This is a genomic window from Burkholderia sp. MSMB1588 (assembly GCF_001546925.1).
In the GTDB taxonomy this organism is placed as follows: domain Bacteria; phylum Pseudomonadota; class Gammaproteobacteria; order Burkholderiales; family Burkholderiaceae; genus Burkholderia; species Burkholderia humptydooensis.
Map to the genome: position 1 here is coordinate 643,377 of NZ_CM003770.1, position 21,192 is coordinate 664,568.

Annotated in this window: 16 protein-coding genes and 2 pseudogenes; 7 read left to right on the top strand and 11 right to left on the bottom strand. The window is 70.1% G+C overall.

What is annotated here, in order from left to right:
- Positions 1–39: 39 nt before the first annotated feature.
- From WS92_RS02710 to WS92_RS02725, 4 genes are all read right to left on the bottom strand, one after another.
- On the bottom strand, positions 40–1,293 hold the full coding sequence (locus WS92_RS02710; RefSeq protein WP_015603460.1) for an MFS transporter: 1,254 nt from the start codon (positions 1,291–1,293) through the stop codon (positions 40–42).
- Between the two features lie 354 nt (positions 1,294–1,647).
- A complete protein-coding gene (locus WS92_RS02715) occupies positions 1,648–2,328 on the bottom strand; it encodes a flavin reductase family protein (protein WP_006028268.1) in 681 nt (226 codons plus the stop codon).
- Positions 2,328–2,588: a hypothetical protein gene (locus WS92_RS02720; protein WP_059934481.1), complete on the bottom strand. Its 261-nt coding sequence runs from the start codon at positions 2,586–2,588 to the stop codon at positions 2,328–2,330. The genes WS92_RS02715 and WS92_RS02720 overlap by 1 nt, the downstream gene beginning before the upstream one ends.
- A 420-nt stretch (positions 2,589–3,008) precedes the next feature.
- A complete protein-coding gene (locus tag WS92_RS02725; protein ID WP_059934482.1) occupies positions 3,009–4,148 on the bottom strand; it encodes an autoinducer binding domain-containing protein in 1,140 nt (379 codons plus the stop codon).
- Between the two features lie 179 nt (positions 4,149–4,327).
- Here WS92_RS02725 and WS92_RS37070 point away from each other — a divergent pair, with 179 nt between their 5' ends.
- On the top strand, positions 4,328–4,723 hold the full coding sequence (locus WS92_RS37070) for a hypothetical protein (protein ID WP_009916074.1): 396 nt from the start codon (positions 4,328–4,330) through the stop codon (positions 4,721–4,723).
- Between the two features lie 78 nt (positions 4,724–4,801).
- Here WS92_RS37070 and lpdA read toward each other — a convergent pair whose 3' ends face one another.
- Genes lpdA through WS92_RS02750 form a run of 4 tightly spaced genes read right to left on the bottom strand, consistent with a single transcriptional unit; the run spans position 4,802 to position 9,872 of the window.
- The gene (gene lpdA, locus WS92_RS02735) at positions 4,802–6,202 is read right to left on the bottom strand and encodes a dihydrolipoyl dehydrogenase (protein ID WP_059934483.1); all 1,401 of its coding nucleotides are present in this window, start codon (positions 6,200–6,202) and stop codon (positions 4,802–4,804) included.
- A 4-nt stretch (positions 6,203–6,206) separates the two neighbouring features.
- A complete protein-coding gene (locus WS92_RS02740) occupies positions 6,207–7,589 on the bottom strand; it encodes a dihydrolipoamide acetyltransferase family protein (RefSeq protein ID WP_059934484.1) in 1,383 nt (460 codons plus the stop codon).
- A gap of 1 nt (position 7,590) precedes the next feature.
- The gene (locus tag WS92_RS02745; RefSeq protein ID WP_009916082.1) at positions 7,591–8,634 is read right to left on the bottom strand and encodes an alpha-ketoacid dehydrogenase subunit beta; all 1,044 of its coding nucleotides are present in this window, start codon (positions 8,632–8,634) and stop codon (positions 7,591–7,593) included.
- A gap of 5 nt (positions 8,635–8,639) precedes the next feature.
- Entirely contained in the window at positions 8,640–9,872 is a 1,233-nt protein-coding gene (locus tag WS92_RS02750) for a 3-methyl-2-oxobutanoate dehydrogenase (2-methylpropanoyl-transferring) subunit alpha (RefSeq protein WP_009916083.1), read from the bottom strand.
- Between the two features lie 639 nt (positions 9,873–10,511).
- Between WS92_RS02750 and WS92_RS02760 the strand changes: the two genes are divergently transcribed.
- Positions 10,512–11,639: a DUF6670 family protein gene (locus tag WS92_RS02760; RefSeq protein WP_059934485.1), complete on the top strand. Its 1,128-nt coding sequence runs from the start codon at positions 10,512–10,514 to the stop codon at positions 11,637–11,639.
- 265 nt (positions 11,640–11,904) lie between these two features.
- Positions 11,905–12,345, top strand: coding sequence for an SRPBCC family protein (locus WS92_RS02765; RefSeq protein ID WP_006028277.1), 441 nt, complete (start codon positions 11,905–11,907; stop codon positions 12,343–12,345).
- 54 nt (positions 12,346–12,399) lie between these two features.
- Here the strand turns inward: WS92_RS02765 and WS92_RS02770 are convergent.
- Positions 12,400–12,687 (bottom strand): annotated as a pseudogene (locus WS92_RS02770) (SRPBCC family protein); the annotation flags it as partial.
- Between the two features lie 33 nt (positions 12,688–12,720).
- On the opposite strand from WS92_RS02770, the gene WS92_RS02775 reads away from it, so the two are divergent.
- Both WS92_RS02775 and WS92_RS37075 read left to right on the top strand, forming a co-directional pair.
- A complete protein-coding gene (locus WS92_RS02775) occupies positions 12,721–13,656 on the top strand; it encodes a LysR family transcriptional regulator BsrA (protein WP_006028278.1) in 936 nt (311 codons plus the stop codon).
- A 145-nt stretch (positions 13,657–13,801) separates the two neighbouring features.
- A pseudogene (locus WS92_RS37075) lies at positions 13,802–14,524 on the top strand (GMC oxidoreductase).
- Positions 14,525–14,613: 89 nt separating this feature from the next.
- Here the strand turns inward: WS92_RS37075 and WS92_RS02785 are convergent.
- Both WS92_RS02785 and WS92_RS02790 read right to left on the bottom strand, forming a co-directional pair.
- Positions 14,614–16,887, bottom strand: a complete 2,274-nt coding sequence (locus WS92_RS02785) for an FAD-dependent oxidoreductase (protein ID WP_059934488.1) — start codon at positions 16,885–16,887, stop codon at positions 14,614–14,616.
- An 87-nt stretch (positions 16,888–16,974) separates the two neighbouring features.
- Positions 16,975–17,370: a TraR/DksA family transcriptional regulator gene (locus tag WS92_RS02790; protein ID WP_059934489.1), complete on the bottom strand. Its 396-nt coding sequence runs from the start codon at positions 17,368–17,370 to the stop codon at positions 16,975–16,977.
- Positions 17,371–18,004: 634 nt separating this feature from the next.
- Here WS92_RS02790 and phaZ point away from each other — a divergent pair.
- Together phaZ and WS92_RS02800 are read left to right on the top strand one after the other, a co-directional pair.
- Positions 18,005–19,276 (top strand): polyhydroxyalkanoate depolymerase, encoded by a 1,272-nt coding sequence (gene phaZ, locus WS92_RS02795; RefSeq protein WP_059934490.1) that lies wholly within the window; start codon positions 18,005–18,007, stop codon positions 19,274–19,276.
- Positions 19,277–19,318: 42 nt separating this feature from the next.
- A complete protein-coding gene (locus WS92_RS02800) occupies positions 19,319–21,160 on the top strand; it encodes a ribonucleotide reductase-like protein (RefSeq protein ID WP_059934491.1) in 1,842 nt (613 codons plus the stop codon).
- Positions 21,161–21,192 lie beyond the last annotated feature (32 nt).

The window sequence follows — 21,192 nt, forward strand, 5'->3', positions numbered from 1 at the left end:
CCGCATTCGCGGCGCCGACGCCTCGCGCGCCGCCCTGCGTCAAGCCCGCGCGACCGCCGCGCCGCCATGCGCGGGCGCGTCGTTGATCGGGAAGTGCAGCAGCGCCGCGAACAGCCCGGCGAGCGCCGTCGCGGCCCAGATCAGCGTGTACGACCCCGTCGCGTCGAACACGTAGCCGCCGAGCCACGAGCCGAGAAACGAGCCGATCTGATGGCTCAGGAAGCACACGCCGAACAGCGTGCCCAGATGCCGCGTGCCGAACACCTTCGCAACGAGCCCGCTCGTCAGCGGCACGGTGCCGAGCCACGTGAGCCCCATGATCGCCGCGAAGACGACGACCGACGTAGCGGACTTCGGCCCGAGGAAGAACAGCGCGATCGCCGCGCCGCGAATCAGGTACAGCCAGCCGAGCACGTGATGCTGCCGGTAGCGCCCGCCGAGCCAGCCGCACGCCCAACTGCCCGCCATGTTGAACAGGCCGATCAGCGCGAGCGCGGTCGCGCCGAGCCCGACCGGCATGTGGCAGAGCAGCAGATAGTTCGGCAAGTGCGTTCCGATGAACGCGAGCTGGAATCCGCAGGTGAAGAAGCCGAGCGTCAGCAGACAATAGCCGCGATGCCGCACCGCGTACGACAGCGTGTCCTTCAGCGATACGGCCGCAGTCTCGTGCACGACCGCATGGCTGCCGCGCGTGTTCCGGTCGAGCAGCACGCCGAGCGGCGCGATCGCGATCATGCAGCCGGCAAGCACGAACAGCGCCACCATCGTGCCCGAATGCGACGTGAACCACTGCGCGACCGGCACGAGCGCGACCTGGCCGAGCGAGCCGCCCGCGCTCGCGATGCCCATCGCCATGCTGCGCTTTTCGGGCGGCGCGCCGCGGCCGACCGCGGTCAGCACGACGCCGAAGCTCGTGCAACTGATCCCGATGCCGACGAGCACGCCTATGCCGAGCACGAGCATCGCGCCCGTCGGCACGACCGCGGCGATCGCGAGGCCGAGCGCGAACACGACCGCGCCGATCGCGACGAGCGGCCCGGCGCCGTAGCGGTCGGCGGCCGCGCCCGCGAACGGCTGCGCAGCGCCCCAGACGAGGTTGTGCAAGGCGATCGCGAACGCGATCGTCGTCACGGGCAAGCCGTGGTCGAACGAGAATGGCCCGATGAAAAGGCCGAAGGTTTGCCGCACGCCCATCGCCGCGCTCATCACGAGCGCGCCGGCGATCACGGCGATCATCATCGGATTGAAGAAACGTGGGGATCCGTCGCGTCGATGCGTTTCGGGTGCAAACATGTCCGCTCCTGTTATGGCGGCTATCCACGGCGCGAGCGCGACGCGGACAGCGCGATTCGTTTTAGTCGATACGGCGTCGCATCCTCGATCGCACGACGCCCGCAAGCGTGCGCCATCGCGAATGCAATGGCGCGTCGCGCGGCAAGCGGCATGTCGCCGGCCCTCGGATGCGCGCGACGATTGCGCTTGGCGCCCGCACCGCACGCGAGCGTCTGAACGATCGAAGACTTTGCAGCGCAACAATCCGGCGCGTGTCGGCGCGCCGCGCTGCGGCCATGGAACCATCGGATGATTCGCATTGGAGTCTATATGAGCGTTTCGCATTTGTGCAGGAATTCCCTCGCCCGCTCGGCGTCATTGCGCATCGTGCAAGCATGGGGTCAGGGCGCGCGCCGCGCACGGCGCGCCGTCCTGCCACAGCAGCGGCGCGACGGGCCCGGCAACCAGCACCGAATCGACCCGGCCGATCACGATCGTATGGCTGCCGTAGCTGAAATCGCCGTCGACGGCGCACCACAGCGTCGCCTGCGCGCCGGCGAGCATCGGCACGCCGTGCGCGTCGCGCCATTCGCCGTGCGCGAAGCGCGCGTCGTGATCGAGCTTGCCGCTGAATGGCGCGATCAGGTCGAGCTGGCGTTCGTGCAGCAGGTTCAGCGAGAACCGGCGCGCGCGCATCAGCGGCGCATGCAGCGTCGCCGCGCGATTGATGCACACGAGGATCGCGGGCGGCTCGGTGGTGAGCGCGCTCACCGCGGTCGCCGCCATGCCGTAGCGGGCGCACGCGTCGCGCGTCGCGACGATCGACACCGTCGACGTCAGCCGGCGCATCGCGGCCTTGAAATGCTGCGCGAGCGCATCCGGCGCGGGCGCGGAAGATGCCGCGCGCATCGGCGCCGATGCGTGTGCATGCGGCGTCGATGCGCGCGGCTCGGCGCGCGATGCGTCGCGCCGTTCGCGCTCGGGCGCCGGCCGCTCGAATGCGGCGTGCGCGTCGCTTGAGGCGCGCGATGCGCGCTCGGTCCAGGGGCTCGCCATTACGTCTCCTCCTTTTGATATCGGGCGGTCGCCGCGAAACGGTCGTCGAACAACGCGAATTCGGATGTGCCGGAGCGCGCGGCGGCGCCGCCGATCAGGAACCAGCCGCCGCCGATGTACAGCGGCCCGGCCGACGCGATGCGCGCGTCGACCGAATAGCCCGCGCGGCCCGCGCCCGCCGCCACGATCGACAGCGCGCGCTTTCCCGCGCCGTGCGCAACACGCGATAACCGCCGCGCCAATCCGGTGTCTGTCGCCATCTGATCGAATCCTCGCTGCGAGGCGTCGCTTGTCGTCGCGATTCAGCGACATCGCGCGCCGGCGGGCGGGCGAACGGCGGGCCGCGCATCCGTGCGCCGATGCGCGCGCCCGTTCGTCGACGACTACCGGCCCCTCGTCGTCCAATTGCCTCTCGTTCGAATCTGCCCGTTTCTGTTTCTCGGCGTCCGGCGCGGTTCGGGCCCGCATCGAACGCACTTCGTCATGCATTCAACCTGAATCGTGAACCGATGGATGCAGCGGCCAACCTGACGGCGCATCCGCGCGACGCGCCGCGCGCGTGCGCGGCGTTCGTCCGGCGACGCATCGCGCGTGACGGCCGATGCGTGCGATACAGGCTAACGGAAAACGCCCGCGTAATGACTTAGATCGTTTACGGCATATGGCAAGCATGCTTACGCTCATTTCGAGATATAGCCTTCGGCAAGCAATCCCAGGCGCTTCGCCTTCGTCGCGCTGCTCTTGATGTGCTTGCTGTCCATCTTGCGGTTGATCGCGGTGAAGAGCTGATAGACCGCGCGCTCGTCGAGCCGCAATTCCTCGGCGACGTGGCGCGCGCCGCCGCCGCGCGCGACGAGCCGCAGCGCCAGCACGTCCTGCGCGGCGAGCGACAGCTCCTGCGCGAGCTCGCGACGGCGCCGCACGACGCGCCATTCGAGCATCTCGTTCGCGAGCCCGCGCAGCACGCGCCGGTTGCGCCACAGCGCGTCCTCGCCGTGCGGCGCGGACAGCGGCGTCGCGACGTGCAGCAAGCCGAACGTCGACACGTCGCGGCGATGCGCGGGAAAGAACACGTTGCTGCCGAGCCCCTGCGTCTGCGCGTAGTGGTTCAGCCAGTGATCGGACGGCAATTCGGCAAGCGCCGAGCCGCGCAACGGCTGCGTGTTGTCGCGCGCGTGCGCGACGGCGGGATCGTTCAGATACCAGTGCTGGTGCACGTAGCGCTGCGCCCACGCAGGCGCGCCGCCGATCAGCAGATCGTGCGTCGTGAACTCGCCCGTGTCCTCGTCGACGACGAACCAGTGATAGAAGCACTGCGTCGCACCGCATGACGCGCAGATCCATCGCATCAGCGCGAGCAGCGCGCCGTCGTGCTCGCATTCGACCGCGAATTCCGGCTGCGCGGCGGGTGCGGCAAGTGCGGCGGGTGCGGCGGCCGCGCGCTCCGCTGGGCGGTATGCACCGGATGCGTCGTTCGCGGCATGCGCATGCCGTGCATCATGCACAGCGAGCGCGCCGTGCAGGCCCGCATCGCCTGCTGCGCGATGCACGTCGAGCAACGCGCGGTAGTCGATCCCTAGCTGCGCGGCATAAGGGTCGTGCTCGACGAACGCCGCGACGGCCGCCGGGTCGCGCAGGCCGACGCGCTGCGTCGACACCGGCTCGCCGGGGCTTTTGCAGCGCCGTTCGAGCACGAAGCCGCGCAATGCGTCGCCCTGCACGCCGAGCGAGATGCGCTTGCCGTCGACGATGCCGACGCGCGTGCGCGCGAGGTCGGAAGAGGAAGGTTCGAAAGGAACAGAGGTGGATTGTCGAGCCATGACGCCGATCCATTGGTTGGGGTGGGAAGGCGATGGCGGTTTGGCCCGACAGCCGCAAAGCGCACGACGACCGGGCGGCTCATGGCGACAGGTCAAATTGCGAACGGTGACGTGAACGCGTCGTGCGGAGTCGGGAAAGAAAAGAATTGCTCCTGCATCACGGCCACCGGCGGCCATCGGTGGTGATCAGTCGCGCGGCAGCGACGCTGCCGCCGTCAAGCGGAGTCGAGCAAAGGGAAAAGGAAGGGCACGCCCGCGCGATGCGCGGGCGAATCGGACGCCGGCGTGCCCGGCGGGCCTCGTTATCTGGGCTGGAACCGGTACGCCGGCACGGCGCACCGAATGCGAAAACGCGCGCGACGCGCGCGGCAGAGGCTGCGTTCGCTCAAGCGGCGCGCCGCCGGCGCGAGGCACGATGCCGCGCACCGGCGGCGCGCGCCGGAATGGCGAACGAAACGCGTCGGCCAGCGCAGCCCGCGACGCGCGAACGCGTCCGGCACGTCGCCGTACCGCTTAGTTTTCGTCGTAGTGGATGTTGGAGATCGCCATTCGCCCTCGCTCGCCTCTGTGCCTGATGGCCGGGATCGCGACGCGTCCCGGCGTCGTTGATGTCGGACGCGATCGCGCGGCGCGCGCGATCGCGAATGCGTGCTTCAGATGTGCAACGCGTGGCCGAGCGCGCGAAGTGCGGCTTCCATCACCGCTTCCCCGAGCGTCGGATGTGCATGAATCGTACCACTGACGTCCTCGAGGCGCGCACCCATTTCGAGCGATTGCGAGAACGCGGCCGCGAGCTCGGACACGCCCACGCCGACCGCCTGCCAGCCGACGATCACGTGATCGTCGCGGCGCGCGACGACGCGCACGAAGCCGTCCGCGCCTTCGAGCGTCAGCGCGCGGCCGTTCGCGGCGAACGGAAACGACGCGCTCAGGCATGCGCCGAACGCGCGCTCGGCTTCGTCGGGCGCGAGTCCGGCCGACACGACCTCGGGATCGGTGAAGCAGATCGCCGCAATCGCGGCGGGCATGAAATGGCGCCGCTTGCCGGCAACCAGCTCCGCGACCATCTCGCCTTGCGCCATCGCGCGATGCGCGAGCATCGGCTCGCCCGTCAGATCGCCGATCGCCCACACGTTGCGCATCGACGTGCGGCACATGTCGTCGATCTTCAGCGCGGCGCCCGCGCGGTCGAGCTGCAGCGTCTCGAGCCCCCAGCCCTGCGTGCGCGGACGGCGGCCGACCGTCACGAGCACCTGGTCGGCGGCGAGCTCGGTTTGCGCGTGCGCGTCGTCCTGCACGCGCACCGCATCGCCGCGCGCGTTCAGCCCGAGCACCTCGTGGCCGAGATGCACGCGCACGCCGAGGCGCTTGAGCGAAGCGGCGACGGGCTTCGTCAGCTCCGCATCGTAGATCGGCAGGATGCGCTCGCGCGCCTCGACGACGGTCACGTCGACGCCGAGCTTGCGGTACGCGATGCCCAGCTCGAGCCCGATGTACCCGGCCCCGACGACGACGAGCCGCTTCGGCAGCCTGCCCGGCGACAATGCCTCGGTCGACGAGATCACGTTGCCGCCGAACGGCATCGCCGGCAGCTCGACGGGCTCGGAGCCCGCGGCGAGCAGCAGATGCTCGCACTGGATACGCACGCGCGCGCCGTCGCCCGTGTCGACGTCGACGTTCTTGCCGTCGACGACGCGCGCGTCGCCGTGCACGACTTCGACGCCGTTCTTCTTCAGCAGCGCGCCGACGCCGCCCGTCAGCTTCTTCACGATGCCGTCCTTCCACGCCACCGTGCGCGCGATGTCGATCGCGGGCGCCTCGGTGCGGATGCCGAGCGGCGAATCGCCGGCGAAGCCGCGCACCTTGTCGAATTCGCCCGCTGCGTGAATCAGCGCCTTCGACGGGATGCAGCCGATGTTCAGGCACGTGCCGCCCAGCCTGTCGCGCTCGACGAGGATCGTGCGCACGCCGAGCTGCCCCGCGCGAATCGCGGCGACATAGCCGCCGGGCCCGCCGCCGATCACGAGCAGGGTTGTTGTCCTGGTGTCGCTCATCGGCTCATTCCACGAAAAGAAGGGCGGGTTGCTCGAGCAGCGCGCGCACGGCCTGGATGAACTCGGCCGCATCCATGCCGTCGACCACGCGATGATCGAACGACGAAGACAGGTTCATCAGCTTGCGCGCGACGACGGCGCCGCCGCGGAACATCGGCCGCTCGACGATCCGGTTCACGCCGACGATGCCGACTTCGGGCGAATTGATGACGGGCGTCGACGCGATGCCGCCGAGCGCGCCCAGGCTCGTGATCGTGATCGTCGAGCCCGACAGCTCGTCGCGCTCCGCGCGGCCCGCGCGCACCGCGTCCGCGAGCCGTGCGATCTCGGCCGCGATCGCCCACGGATCGCGCGCCTCCGCGTGGCGCACGACAGGCACCGTGAGGCCCGCCTTGCTCTGCGTGGCGATGCCCAGATGCACCGCGCCGTGACGCGTGACGACGCCGGCTTCGTCGTCGTAGCGCGCGTTGATCTGCGGGAAATCGCGCAGCGCGATCACCATCGCGCGCGCGAGGAACGGCAGCACCGTCAGGCGGCCGCGCGCATCGCCGTACTTGCGGTTCAGCTCGGCGCGCAGCGCTTCGAGCTCGGTGACGTCGATCTCCTCGACGTAGCTGAAGTGCGGAATCCGGCGCTTCGCGTCCTGCATCCGCTGCGCGATCTTGCGGCGCAGGCCGATCACGGGCACCGCTTCCTCGTCGTGACGCTCGGCGTACGCGGCATGGCCGCCGCGCGCGCGCGACTCGGCCGCGCCGCGGCCTTGCAGGAAGGCGTCCAGATCCTCGTGCCGGATCCGGCCCGCTTCGCCCGTGCCGTGCACGTAGCGCAGCTCGACGCCGAGATCCCACGCGCGCTTGCGCACCGCGGGCGACGCGAGCGGACGCTCGCCCGGCCGGCGTGCGGGCGGCGGCGAGGCGCTCTCGCGCGCGGCGGATTGCGCGGCGGCGGGCGATGCCGCGTGCGCGGCGCTCCGCGCTTCGCGGTCGTCGCGGTCGTCGCCGGCATCGCGCTCGCTTCGCGCGGCTGCCGCGCCCGCATGCGCATGCGCATGCGCCGCGTCGGCAATGCGCTCCCGCGCCGCGGCCGAGCCGCGCGCGTCGCCGTTCGCCGCCGCGCCATCGGGCTCGCCCTTGTGATTGCCGTCGCCTTCGACTTCGAGCCGCACGAGCTCGCTGCCGACCGGCAGCACGTCGCCTTCCTTGCCGCCCAGCGCGACGACGACGCCCGCGACGGGCGACGGAATCTCGACCGACGCCTTGTCGGTCATCACGTCGGCGATCGCCTGGTCTTCCTTCACGCGATCGCCGATCTTCACGTGCCACAGCCCGAGCTCGACCTCCGCGATCCCTTCGCCGATGTCCGGCATCTTGATGACGTGGATGCCCATGTCAATTCTCCATCGCGCGCCGCAGCGCGTCGCCGACCCGGTTCGGGCCCGGGAAATACGCCCATTCCTGCGCATGCGGATACGGCGTGTCCCAGCCGGTCACGCGCTCGACGGGCGCTTCGAGCCAATGGAAGCAGTGCTCCTGCACGAGCGAGATGAGTTCCGCGCCGAAGCCGCAGGTGCGCGTCGCCTCGTGCACGACGACGCAGCGCCCCGTCTTGCGCACCGATTCGACGATCGTGTCGAGATCGAGCGGCCACAGACTGCGCAGGTCGATCACCTCGGCGTCGATGCCGGTTTCCGCGGCGGCCACGAGCGACACGTGAACGGTCGTCCCGTAGGTGAGCACCGTCACGTCGCCGCCGGCGCGCACGATCGCCGCCGAATCGAGCGGCACCGTGTAGTAGCCGTCGGGCACGAGGCTCGCCGGATGCTTGCTCCACGGCGTCACCGGCCGATCGTGGTGGCCGTCGAACGGGCCGTTGTAGAGCCGCTTCGGCTCAAGGAAGATCACCGGATCGTCGTTCTCGATCGCCGAGATCAGCAGCCCCTTCGCGTCGTACGGATTCGACGGCATCACGGTGCGCAGCCCGCACACCTGCGTGAACATCGCCTCGGGGCTCTGGCTGTGCGTCTGGCCGCCGTAGATGCCGCCGCCGCACGGCATGCGGATCGTCAGCGGCGCGATGAACTCGGCCGCCGACCGGTAGCGCAGCCGCGCCGCCTCCGACACGATCTGGTCGGACGCCGGATAGAAGTAGTCGGCGAACTGGATCTCGCAGACGGGGCGCAGCCCGTACGCGCCCATCCCGACCGCCGCGCCGACGATGCCGCCTTCGTTGATCGGCGCATCGAACACGCGCGACTTGCCGTACTTGTTCTGCAGTCCTTCGGTGCAGCGGAACACGCCGCCGAAATAGCCGACGTCCTGCCCGAACACCACCACGTTGCCGTCGCGCTCGAGCATCACGTCCATCGCCGAGCGCAAAGCCTGGATCATGGTCATCGGCGAAGCCGCCGGACCGTCTTTGCCTGCTGTCGTCATCGCTGTCAAACCCCGAGCTGTTGGCGCTGCCGGCGCAAGTGCGCGGGCATCTCCTTGTAGACGTCCTCGAAAATGCTCGCGACGTTCGGCACGTGCTCGTCGGCCAGCGTGCCGTAGCGCTCCGCTTCCTTCTGCGCGGCGAGCACCTCGGCCTCGAACGCGGCCTTCGTGTCCTCGTGCTCCTGCTCGGACCACACGCCGAGGCCGACCATGTGGCGCTTCAGGCGCTCAAGCGGATCGCCGAGCGGGAAGTGCGTCCAGTCGTCGCCGGGGCGGTACTTGGTCGGATCGTCGGACGTCGAGTGCGGGCCCGCGCGATACGTGACCCATTCGATCAGCGTCGGCCCGAGGTTGCGGCGCGCGCGTTCGGCCGCCCAGCGGGACGCGGCGTAGACGGCGAGGAAGTCGTTGCCGTCGACGCGCAGCGATGCGATCCCGCAGCCGACGCCGCGCCCGGCGAACGTCGCGCCCTCGCCGCCCGCGATCGCCTGGAACGTCGAGATCGCCCACTGGTTGTTGACGACGTTCAGGATCACGGGCGCGCGGTACACGTGTGCGAACGTGAGCGCGGTATGGAAATCGGCTTCGGCCGTCGCGCCGTCGCCGATCCACGCGGAAGCGATGCGCGTGTCGCCCTTGATCGCCGAGGCCATCGCCCAGCCGACCGCCTGGATGAACTGCGTCGCGAGATTGCCCGAGATCGAGAAGAAGCCCGCGTCGCGCGACGAGTACATCACCGGCAACTGGCGGCCCTTCAGCGGATCGCGCGCGTTCGACATCAACTGGCACATCATGTCGACGAGCGAATAGTCGCGCACCATCAGGATCCCTTGCTGCCGATACGTCGGAAAGCACATGTCGCCGCGCTCGAGCGCGAGCGTGTGCGCGACTGCGATCGCTTCCTCGCCGAGGCACTGCATGTAGAACGAGATCTTCTTCTGGCGCTGCGCGATCTGCATGCGCGCGTCGAAGATGCGCGTCTTCAGCATCGCGCGGATGCCTTTGCGCAAGATGTCGGGATCGATGTCGGGCGCCCAGGGCCCGACGGCTCGTCCGTGCTCGTCGAGCACGCGCACGAGGCCATAGGCCAGGTCGCTCGTGTCGGCGGGCGCGACGTCGATGGGGGGTTTGCGCACCTTGCCGGCTGGCGACAGGCGCAGGTAAGTAAAATCGGTCTTGCATCCCGGACGCCCGGTAGGCTCCGGCACATGCAATCGCAATGGCCCGTACTGGCTCATTCAATTGTCTCCACGTTTGATTTTGTCGCACGCTTCGCCGCAGAGCGTAACAAAGTTATCGCGCATGGTGAAAGCTTCTTCGGCCCCGGAGTCGCCCCGATTTTCAAACGGACGCCGGAATGTTATGAGATCGTTTAGCACGCTCGTTCGCGTGGCGTCGGTCGCGCGTGGCGGATGCTGCGGGCGCGATATCGCGCGGCATGTTGCCGTGCATGCGGCACGCGTGTTCGTCGAGTTCGTTTTTGTGCGATGCGCAAGCGCCGCGGCGCGAGCGCGCGCGCGAACCCGCCCGGCATTCGCGCGTCGCACGAGCGGCGCGCGCCGTGCGCGATGCCCCCACTCTCGTCACGAGTTATGCGCTTGCGTCCGCCCGCCGACGCGGGGAAAACGGCGGCGCATCGCGATTCGAATATCGCTTATCACCACAATCAATTTCCGCGGTTTCGCGTTTCGTCCTAGACTCTCCAGAACGTTACATCGATTGATGTAATTATTGGCTGGGCGGCGCGCATTCCGTCTCGACCGTTCGCGCGAAGTCCGCTTCATTCACGACATGAAGACCGCCCGCGCGCGACATCATCTGGATTCCGAATCGTCACGACTTCGTCGCCTGCGGCGCGCCACCGACTGCTTTTGCTCATGAACTCGATCCTTGCCCCGGACAACGCGCCGCCCGCCTGCGCGACGCGCACGAACCCGCTGATGTCGGCGCTCGCGCGCATTGTCGTCACTGCGCTGCTGCCGAGAATCGACCGCGCGGCCGATGCGTCGACGCGTCCGTTCGTCACGCCGGACATGCTCGTGCCGCACGTGCGCGACAAGCGCTACGGGCTCACGCATTACGGCATCTTCTTTCCCGAGTTGCCGGAACCGCACCGGTACTGCAACGTGATGACGCTGCTCGGCGCGACGGGCAGCGTCGCGTTCGACAATGACTACCTGACCGACGGCGATCCGCGCGACGTCGCGACGGTGCTGTCGTCGACGGCCGCCGACGGCGCGCATCACTATCGCGCGTATTCGATCGCGCGCGAATGCGCGGTACGGCGCGCGGACACGGTCGTCGCGTTCGGCGGCGACCTGACGATCGCGGGCGCGTACCCGCGCTACACGGTGAAGGCCGACTACGCGCACTTCGGCCTCGACGTCGCGATCGACTGCACCGACATCGTCTCGTGGTTCGTCCGCAACGTCGCATACGACCATCTGAGCCTGCTCGCGACGTGCTCGGGCACGATCCGCCACGGCGGCCGCACGATGCCGGTCTACACGCTGTGCACGTTCGAATACGCACGGATGACGACGCCGCAAGCGTGGTTCGCGAAGCCGCTCGGCGAGCGCTGGAAGCTGCCGCTCGATTTCTTCACGTACCAGATCGTGAACCTCGGCGAAGGCGTCCAGTTGCTGCTGACCGAAGTCCGCGTGCTCGGCGAAAAGGCGTTCAAGGGCATCCATCTGCGCGCGCTCGACGGCGCGGCCGAGATCCACGAGCGCGGCGTCGCGTTCGTCGTCGACGAATACGGGCCGGAGCTCGCGAACGCGCCGGACGGCCGGCGCATGCGGCTGCCACAACGGCTGCCGTGGACCGCGCGCGACGGCGCGGGCCGGCCGTGGCTCGAACTGCGCGGCACGATCGACAGCCCCTGGCGCTTCGGCCATGGGCGCGGGTATGTCGCGAGCTATCGCTTCGACGGCTTCACCAAAGGCCGCGCATACAGCGGCCGCGGCTACATCGAGTACGTCGATTGCGAGGTGCCGCGGCGCTGACGGTTCGCTTCATTGTTGCTTGCCGTCGCTTCCCGTCGTCTCCGTCGCGCGACGCGCGACGCTCGTCCGCGACTCGGCCCCGCATCCGCACGGCGATGCGCGGCGATCGTCCCGATTGACGATTACATTGATCGATGTCATTGTCATTGCGTGTGCGACGAGACCGGCTGCCGTGGCGCACCGCAGCATCGGCCGGCGCGCAGCCGGGCGATGCCCTGCTCGATTGCGCACCGGCCGCCCTCCACCCTCGAAACGCGAGCTTCATATGAAACAGCAACGCATAGAAATCGCCGAAGAGTTCGACGCCCCGGTTCAGCAGGTCTTCCGCTTCTTCAGCGAGCACGAGAATCTCAAGTCGATCTTCTCGCCCGCGAAAATCCGCCGGATCAGCGACGGCGAGCCCGCGCGCAACGGCGTCGGCTCGGCGCGCGAGATGCGCGTGCCGGGTGCGCCGCCGTTCGTCGAGACGGTGACCGCTTATCAGGAAAACGAACGGATCGAATACCGGATCACGCGCGGCAGCCCGCTGCGCGACCATCTCGGCGTGATGCGCTTCGTTCCGATCGACGAGCGCCGCACGTATTTTCATTACGTGATCACGTTCGAGGGCAAGGTGCCGTTCGTCGCGCCGCTCGTCCGGCACGTGCTCGAGGGCAGCATTCGCCGCGGGCTCGGGAAAGTGGCGACGCGGCGGCTCTGGGCGTGAGCGCGCGGAAAGCGGCGACAGGCGCGCCGTGAAGCGCGAAGCATGCGTTCGATATCATGCGTCGCGGGGCGCGGCTTCGAGCCGCCGCTTCAGCAGCGTCAGCGAATGCGCGGACTCGCGTTCGACGCGCCTGCGCATCACGAGCGCGTTCGCGAGCCGCAGCAGCGGGCTCGGCGAATGGTAGTGCAGCGTGCGGACGAAACGCGTTCCATGCGCGCCGCAGCGACACTCGTCGGTCGGCAGGATGCTCAGGCTGCCGGCCGCGTTCGCGGCGCGCGCCTGCCACGGCGCGCCGGGCTCGTTGCGCACGACGTCCCGGCGCAGATGGTCGACGCGCCCCGCGCGCGGCATGCAACCCTTCCGGAGCGCCACCGAATGATCCAGAATCTGCGACAGCTCGACCTGAACCTGCTGCTCGTGTTCGACGCGCTGATGCAGGAGCAGAACCTGTCGCGCGCCGCGGTGCGCCTGCACATGAGCCAGCCGGCCGTCAGCAATGCGCTGACGCGGCTGCGCCAGCAGCTCGGCGAGTCGCTCTTCACGCGCACCGCGCGCGGCATGACGCCCACCGCACAGGCGCGCGCGCTGTACGAGCCGGTGCGTCAGGCGCTGTATCTGCTGCAGATCGGGCTTGGCCCGCAAGCCGATTTCGAACCCGACACGCATCATCTGTTCAAGCTGTCGATGAACGATTACGGGCAAACGGTGCTGCTGCCCGATCTGCTCGCGCACATCAAGTCGCGCGCGCCGAACGTGATGCTCTCGGTGCAGAGCGACGACGCCGGCTCGATTCCCGCGCAACTGACGACGGGCACGCTCGATCTCGCGATCGACTATCTGCATTTCGACAATCCCGAGCTCTGCTACGAGCCGCTGCACGAGGAGCATCTCGTCGTGATCGGGCGCGCCGGCCATCCGGCGTTCGCCGGCGGGCTCGCGCTGCGCGGTTACGAGGAAAGCGGGCACGTGTCGATCCAGCCGCGCGACAGGCGCGGCTCGCCGCTCGAGATCGTGCTCGGCTCCGCGCGCGTGCGGCGCGTCGTGCATCTGCAGGTGCCGCACTATCTGACGATTCCCGCGCTCGTCGCGAAATCGGACCTGCTCGGCACGATCCCGCGCCGGCTCGCCGAGCGGTTCGCCGATGTCCATGCGTTGCAGATCGCGCCGCTGCCGATCGACATCGCGCCGATCCAGGTGAGCCTCATCTGGCATCGGCAGCAGGACGCTCAGCCCGGCCTGCGCTGGCTGCGCGAGCAGATCGTCGTCACGCATCGCGCGATCGTCGAGTGCGCCGAGCACGCGCCGGCGTGACGCGCGTTCGCGATGAATCAGGAACCGCGCAAGCATGGCGGCCGTGCATCGCGCAGGCGCTGAGAGCTCCGCCGGCCGCTGTTTGAATCGCCGCGCAAACGAGCGGGAAATCAACGCGCTATCGCGCGCACCGCGTTTCGAATCGATGCTCGGCGCAAGGCGCTCGACACCGCGGGGTTCGCGCGGGAATACGCGGATCGGATCGGTGTGCGCGCGTCGTGCGCCGCATCGCGCGACAGCAGGAAAACAGGGAGACGAACCCGCTCGCGCACCGTCGCGCACGCCGGCCGGTTCGAACCATCAAAAAGGTGAACCGAATGAAGCAGCAGTCCTGCGATTACGACTACGTCGTGATCGGCTCCGGCTTTGGCGGCAGCGTATCGGCGCCGAGAAGAGCTTTTATCCGACCGAGGTCGGCGTGTTCTTCGGCGACGACGCCGACGCGCCCGGCACGCGCCATGCCGATCCGTACTTCGGCGGCGCGGGCCCCGGGCGCACGTCGTGCATCGGCTGCGGCGGCTGCATGGTCGGCTGCCGCCACGTCTGGCCGTTCTCGAAGCAGCTCGCGACGTCCGGCGCGAAGATCCCCGCGTACATTCCGGCCGCGAACGACTTCGCGTGGAAGGCGGCGCGCGCGCTCGGCGGCGCGACGATGGCGCACGACGCGCGCGACGGCGTGTGCGACGGCCGCAGCCGCGTGTTCGGCTACCGGAACATGTACGTCTGCGACGGCTCGGTGCTCGGCGCGAATCTCGGGGTCAACCCGAGTCTCACGATCACCGCGCTCGCCGAGCATGCGATGAGCCACGTGCCCGCGGCGGGCGAGCAGCAGTGGGACAGCGCCGGGGAGGAACGCGCCGCGGCGTGAGCGAGGGCGCGTGCGGGGCGACGCGAGCGCCTCGCGCGCGTCACACGTCACACGTCACACGTCACACGTCAAACGTCAAACGTCAAACGTCACGCGCCGCGATGCGCGCGCCGGCGCTGCGCGCGGCCGTTCGCGAGCGCGGCGAGCGCCGCGTCGTAGCCCTGCTTCTGCAATTGCGCGATCGCGTCCGACGAAAAATCGTAATCCTCGATGAACGACAGCCGCCCGTCCCGGTTCAGCGTGATCCGCTCGATGTCGATCGCCGCGCGATTGCCCATCAGCCGGATGTAGAGCGGCTGCTGACGGATCTCGTTCGCGGCCGGCGCGTCGACGTGCGCGAGGATGCCGTCGACGAGATCGCGAAAATCGCTCGCGTATTCCTCGAAGCGCAGATCGTTGCGAACGCGGTCCATGTACGCGATTTCCTCGCGGCGCAGCATCACTTCGACGAGGTTCGTCGGCAGCATCTTCGTGCCCGAGAACAGATCGACGATGAACACGCGTCCGCCGATCTGCCCGCACCGCGCGATCACGAGATCGAGCGGCGAGTTGCTGACGACGCCGCCGTCCCAGTATGGCCGGCCGTCGACGACGGTCCACGGCATTCCCGGCGGCAGGCTGCCGCTCGCGAGCAGATGCGTGGGGCTCAGGCGATCGACGTAGCTGTCGAAGATGCGCGGCTCGCCCGTCTCCACGTCGACCGCGGCGATCAAGAGGCGCGTCGGGCTCATGCCGAGCGAATCGAAATCGACGTAGCGCTCGATCAGCTTCTCGATCGACGACGCGTCGAAGAAGCTCGTCCATTTCGCGCGAAGCCGATCGGCGTCGAAGCCGAGCCGCGACCATTGCGGCTTCAGGAAATTCGGCACGCCGAACGACAGCACATACGTCGACAGCCACGCCTGATGCCACTGCGAGCCGTGCGGCAGCGGCAGCGCGATCGACATGTCGCGCCAGAACGCTTCGAGCGCCTTCGACGCGCCCGTCGGGTGGCTCGCGACGATCGCGCCGTTGAACGCGCCGATCGACACCGCGGAGATCACGTCGGGCCGCACGCCGTGCTGCTCGAGCGCCTTGATCGCACCGCACTCGAACGCGCCGAGCGCGCCGCCGCCCTGCAGGATCAGGATCGTCTGCACCGGCAGCCTGTCGAGCGCAAAGTTCGGATCGCTCAGTTTCGACTTCTGCGCGGCGACGTTCACGTGCAGCCGGATCGCATCGTTCAGCGCGGCGATCTCGCCGGCCGGCCGGTCGATCGTGAACGCGGCGCGCAGCACGTCGTCGGCGAGATAGAGCAGCGTGTACGAGGAATCCTCGAACGAGCCGCGCTCGATCGTCTCGGTCGCGCCGGCCGGATAGCCGAGCAGGTTGTACGACAGCCCGAACACGCTGCCGTAGAAAATCGACACGTCGCGATACGGCAGCCGGCGGCCGAGCATGTTGCGCGCGGCGATCCTGCCCTGCCGCACCGCGTTGTCCCAGTGCTCGATCCGCCGCCGCACGCCGAAAATCGGATCGCCGAAGTGCGCGACGTCGCCCGCCGCGAACACGTCCGGATCGGCCGTCTGCAGGAACGCGTCGACTTCGACCCCATCACCGAGCACGAGGCCGCTGCCGTCGAGCCAGCCGCAGTTCGGCGTGACGCCCACCGCCGCGACGAACAGATCGCACGGCCGCGTGCCGCCGTCGCTCGTCTCGACCGCCTCGACGCGCGCGTCGCCGAGCACGCGGCGCACCTCGCGGCTCGTCAGCACCTCGATGCCGCGGGCCTTGCAGAGCGCGTCGAAATGGCTCGCGAGCGCCGGCGCGCGCAGCGTCGGCATCACATCGGGCGCGTGCTCGACGAGCGTCACCTGCAGGCCGAGCGCCTGCAGCGTCGCGGCGATCTCGACGCCGAGAAAACCGCCGCCCAGCACCGTCGCGCGGCGCGCGTGCGCGCTCGCGTCCTTCAGCGCCTGCGCCTGCGCGACCGTGTGCAGCACGTGCACGCCGTCGAGCCCGATGCCGGGCAGCTCGGGCACCTTCGCGCTCGCGCCCGTCGCGATCAGCAGCTTGTGGTAACGGTATGCGACGCCGTTCGACGCGCGCACGATCCGCTTCGCGCGATCGAGGTGCTCGGCGCGCGCGTCGAGCACGATGTCGATGCGCTGCGATGCGTAGAACGCCGCGTCATGCAGCGTGATGCTCGCGGGCTGCGCGGCGCCCATCAGGAATTCCTGGCTGAGCGGCGGGCGCTGATACGGCAGCACGGGCTCGCCGCAGAGGATCGCGATGCTCGCCGACGCGTCCTCGCCGCGCAGCGTCCGCGCGGCGCTGACGCTCGCGATGCCGCCGCCGATGAGCAGATAGTCGAATTCACGCATCGGCGCCTCCCGTCGCCACGCCGCGCGCGGCGAACGCGGCGGGCTCGGCGCGCGTAGCGCGCGTGGTGTACGAACGGCCGGCGCCGCTCACAGCGACGGCCTCGGCTGCGTCGCGAACCGCCGCTCGTGCGCGCGCTGGCACGATGCGCAGCGCAACGCGGTCGGGCGCGCGAGCAGGCGCTCGTAGGCGATCGGCTGCCCGCAATCCGTGCAGAAGCCGTAGTCGCGCCGCGCGATCCGTTGCAGCGCCGCATCGACGTCGCGCAGCTCGGCGAGCTTCATGCCGATCAGCGCATGGCCGACGTCGACGAACAGATCCGCGTTCGCCTCGTCGCCTTCGTCGGGCGCGGGGCCCGCGAGGTTCGCATACGGCTCGTCGGCGCGCTGCCGCTCGCCTGCGCGCACGTCCGCCTGGAGCGCCTGCCTGCACGCGCGCAGCAGGGCGCCCAGAACCTGGAGTTGATGTTCGTCGAACGCTGCCATCGGGTCCTCCGCGTTTCGCGTTGCCGCATCGGGCCGTCGCGCGGTGCGCGGCGACGGCGGGGCGATGCGTGCCGTGTTGCCTGCCGGGTTTGCCTTGAAGCTGCGATTTCCGCTTCGCCGCGCGGCGCTCCGCGTGCGGGCGCGTGTCCGGGCGATCGGCGGCGATCCGTTTCCGTTTCTGCTTCTGCTTCCGTTTCCGCGCGCCGCCCTCCGCGCGAAGCGCGTTCACGCCACGATGCCACCGCGATCGCGCCGCTGCAACGCCCTGCGTCGAACGATCGCGCGCCGGCGACCGCCGCCGTCATCGCGCCCCGCCGCCACATCGCGCCCCGCCGCGGGAACGCTCGGCTGCCGGGGCGCCCGGCCGCGATCTGCTTGACTATCGTCAATGACCCGCCGCACCCGGCTTTTAATCTGGCGATGCGGCGTTCGCCGGCCTATGCTGTCCCAATCCGATGCGCGTCGGACGCGCAGCACCGCGGCAAGCGAATCCGCGCGCGCCCGCCGTCTCCGGCACGCTTTGCGAAGGCGGCCGCTTCGGTGCCGGAAGCGCCCCAGCCGCTTGCCGCTCCGCGCCCGCGCGCGCCGCGACAGCCGCGGCAGTGTGTCCCCGTACCGCCAGCAAGGAGGTTCGATGCTGTACGCGTGGCTCGAAGCGCAACGTGAATTCTTCCGCGCATGCCAGCCGTGGGCGGGCGCCGCGCAGCACGCGAGCGCGAGCGCGCGCCCGGCCGGCTGGCCGACATGGGGCCCGATGGCGCGCGCGGCCGATGCGGTCCCCGCGCCGCCGCCGTTCGCGATCGCATCGGTCGCGATCGACGGCGCGGCCGTCCCGGTCGACGAATGCATCGTCGACGACACGCCGTTCTGCGCGCTGCGCAAGTTCTCCCGCCGGCTCGACGGCGGCGCGGCCGCGCGCTCCGCGGTCTTTCTGTGCACGCCGCTCGCCGGCCACCATGCGGTGATGCTGCGCGAGACCGTCGAGACGATGCTCGCGACGCGTGACGTCTACGTGACCGACTGGCGCAACGCTCGCGACGTCCCGCCCGACGCGGGCGCGTTCGGCCTCGACGACTACGTGTGCACGCTCGAGCACTTCATCGCCGGCGCGGACGAGGGCAGGCTGCACGTGATGGCGGTCTGCCAGGCGACGGTGCCCGCGCTCGCGGCCGCCGCGCTGCTTGCGGCGCGCGGCGTCCACGTCGCGAGCGTCGCGCTGCTCGGCGGCCCGATCGACACGCGCTCGCACCCGACGCTCGTCGACCGCTTCGCGCTCGAACACGACCTCGACTGGTTCCGCCGCGCGGCGATCGACGTCGTGCCGCCGCCGTATGCGGGCGCGGGGCGGCGCGTCTATCCGGGCTTCATCCAGCACGCGGCGATCGTCGTGGCGCATCCGCAGCGGCGCGTGTCGCTCGAAAGCCGCTACTGGGCCGCGTGGATGACGGGCGATCTCGCGTCCGCCGCGCGCTGCCTGCGCGAGATGAACGAATATGGCGCGGTGCTCGACATGACCGAGCGCTATTTCCTCGACACGATCCGCGTGATCTTTCACGAGCGGCTGCTCGCGCAAGGCCGCTGGTCGATCGGCTGCCGCCGCGTCGCGCCGGAGCAGCTCACGCGCACTGCGCTCTGCACGATCGAAGGCGGCCGCGACGACATCGCCGGCACCGGCCAGACGCACGCCGCGCATGAGCTGTGCAACGCGGTGCCCGACGCCGCGCGCGAGCGGATCACCGAGCCGGACTGCGATCACTACGACCTCTTTCTCGGCCCGCACTGGCGGCGCTCGATCCATCCGGCGCTCGACGCGTTCTGGGCGCGCGCGGAAGCGGCGCGCCGCGCGGCCAGCGAGCCGCCGCGCGGCGCGCAGAGCGTCGAGCCCGAGCACCGAATCACGCATTGAGCCGCGCGGCGAACCACCGCGCGCGGCGCGCGCGCACGCCGCTTGCGGACGATCAACAAACGCACGCGCGTCGGTCGCCACGCCGATTCGTTCGTCCGCATGATCGGCATCATGGACGACCAACCGATCTGCGACGCCGTATTCGCCGACCGCTACGCGCTGCCGGGCGAGAACTCGCGCGCCCAGGCGTGCGCGCGGATCGCTCGCGCGCTCGCGCTCGCGGAGCCGGCGGCGACGCGCTCGAGCGCCGCGCGGCGCTTCTACCGGAACCTGTTGAACGGCGCGCTCGGCGCGGGCCGCATCATGGCGCGCGCGGGCGCCGCGCCGGACCAGACGATGGCGAGCTGCTTCGTGCATCCGATCCGCGCGCCCGCCGCGCTCACGCGCTTTCAACCGAACCTAGACGAGGCGCTCGACGAAGCGCGCCTCGCGCTCGCGATGGGCGCCGACCTCGGCTACGACTTCTCGGACATCCCGCCCGCTGGCGCGCGGCCCGACGCGGACCAGCCGACGTCGCCCGGCGTGCGCGCGGCGCTCGACCGGTTCGATCGCATCGGCGCGCAGGCGGGAGAGCGCGACGGCCGCCACCGCGCGCAGCTCGCGGTGCTGCGCTGCGACCATCCGGATCTGTCCGCATTCGCCACAGCGAAGTGCGGTCGCGAGCGCGGGCATGCGCGCCGGACGACGCTCGAGCTCGCGGTGGCCGTCACCGACGCGTTCATGCAGGCGGTCGAGCAGGATCTGCCGTGGACGCTGCGGCACCCCGCGCCGCCGCGCGACGCGGCGAGCGGCGCGCTGCCCGCCGCGGACGGCGCATGGACATATGCGAGCGTGCCCGCGCGCAATTTGTGGCGCGAGATCGTAGCGGCCGCGCGCGACGGCGCGGGGCCCGGCCTCGTGTTCGTCGACGCGATCGACGCCGCCGATCCGCTGCGCGGCCGCGAGCGAATCGACGCGACGAGCCCGTGCGGCGCGCAACCGCTGCCGCCGTACGGCAGCGCGATGCTGGGCGCGGTCGACCTGTCGCGCTTCGTGCGCAATCCGTTCGGCGCCGGCGGCGAGCCGCGCTTCGATTTCGCCGCGTTCGACGCGGCCGTGCGCGTCGAGGTGCGCCTGCTCGACAACGCGCTCGACATCGCACGCTGGCCGCTCGCCGCGCACGCGCGCGAGTCGTACCAGAAGCGGCGGATCGGCGTCGGCGTGACGGGGCTCGCGGACATGCTCGCGATGATGCGGCTGCGCTACGATTCGCCGGCCGCGCGCGAGATGGCGCGCTACATCGCGTCCGACCTGCGCAATCTCGCGTATTCGGCATCGGCCGAACTCGCCGCCGAGCGCGGCGCGTATCCGCTGTGCGACCGCCATGCGCATCTCGACGCGCTGCGCGCGGGGCCGCCGCTGCCGCATGCGGTCTGCCACGCGATCGAGCGCGACGGGCTGCGCAACAGCCATCTGACGTCGTTCGCGCCCGCCGTCGGCGTGAGCCTCGCGTTCGGCGACAACTGCTCGCCCGGCATCGAGCCGGCGCGCGCGTGGATCGAGCACCGGACGGTGCGCGCAGGCGCGGCCGGCGCGCCGGGGATGCGCGCGGAGAACCACGCGCACCGGCTGTTCCGGTCGCTGCGCGGCGAGCGCGTCGCGCTGCCGGAGTATTTCGCGACCGAAGCGGACATCGCGCCGGGCGACCGCCTCGCGATGCGCGCGGCGCTGCAGCCATGCGTCGACGCGGGGATCGGGAATACGCTGACCTTGGCGAGCCATTACTCGCTCGAGGAGGTCAACGCATTGCTGTTCGCCGCGTGGCGCGCGAAACTGAAGAGCGTCGCGATACGGCGAACGGATCTCGCGCGCGACGCGCAATCGGGCGACGGCGACCGCGCTTAGGGTCTGTTCACGCTGATGACGACCTGGCGCAG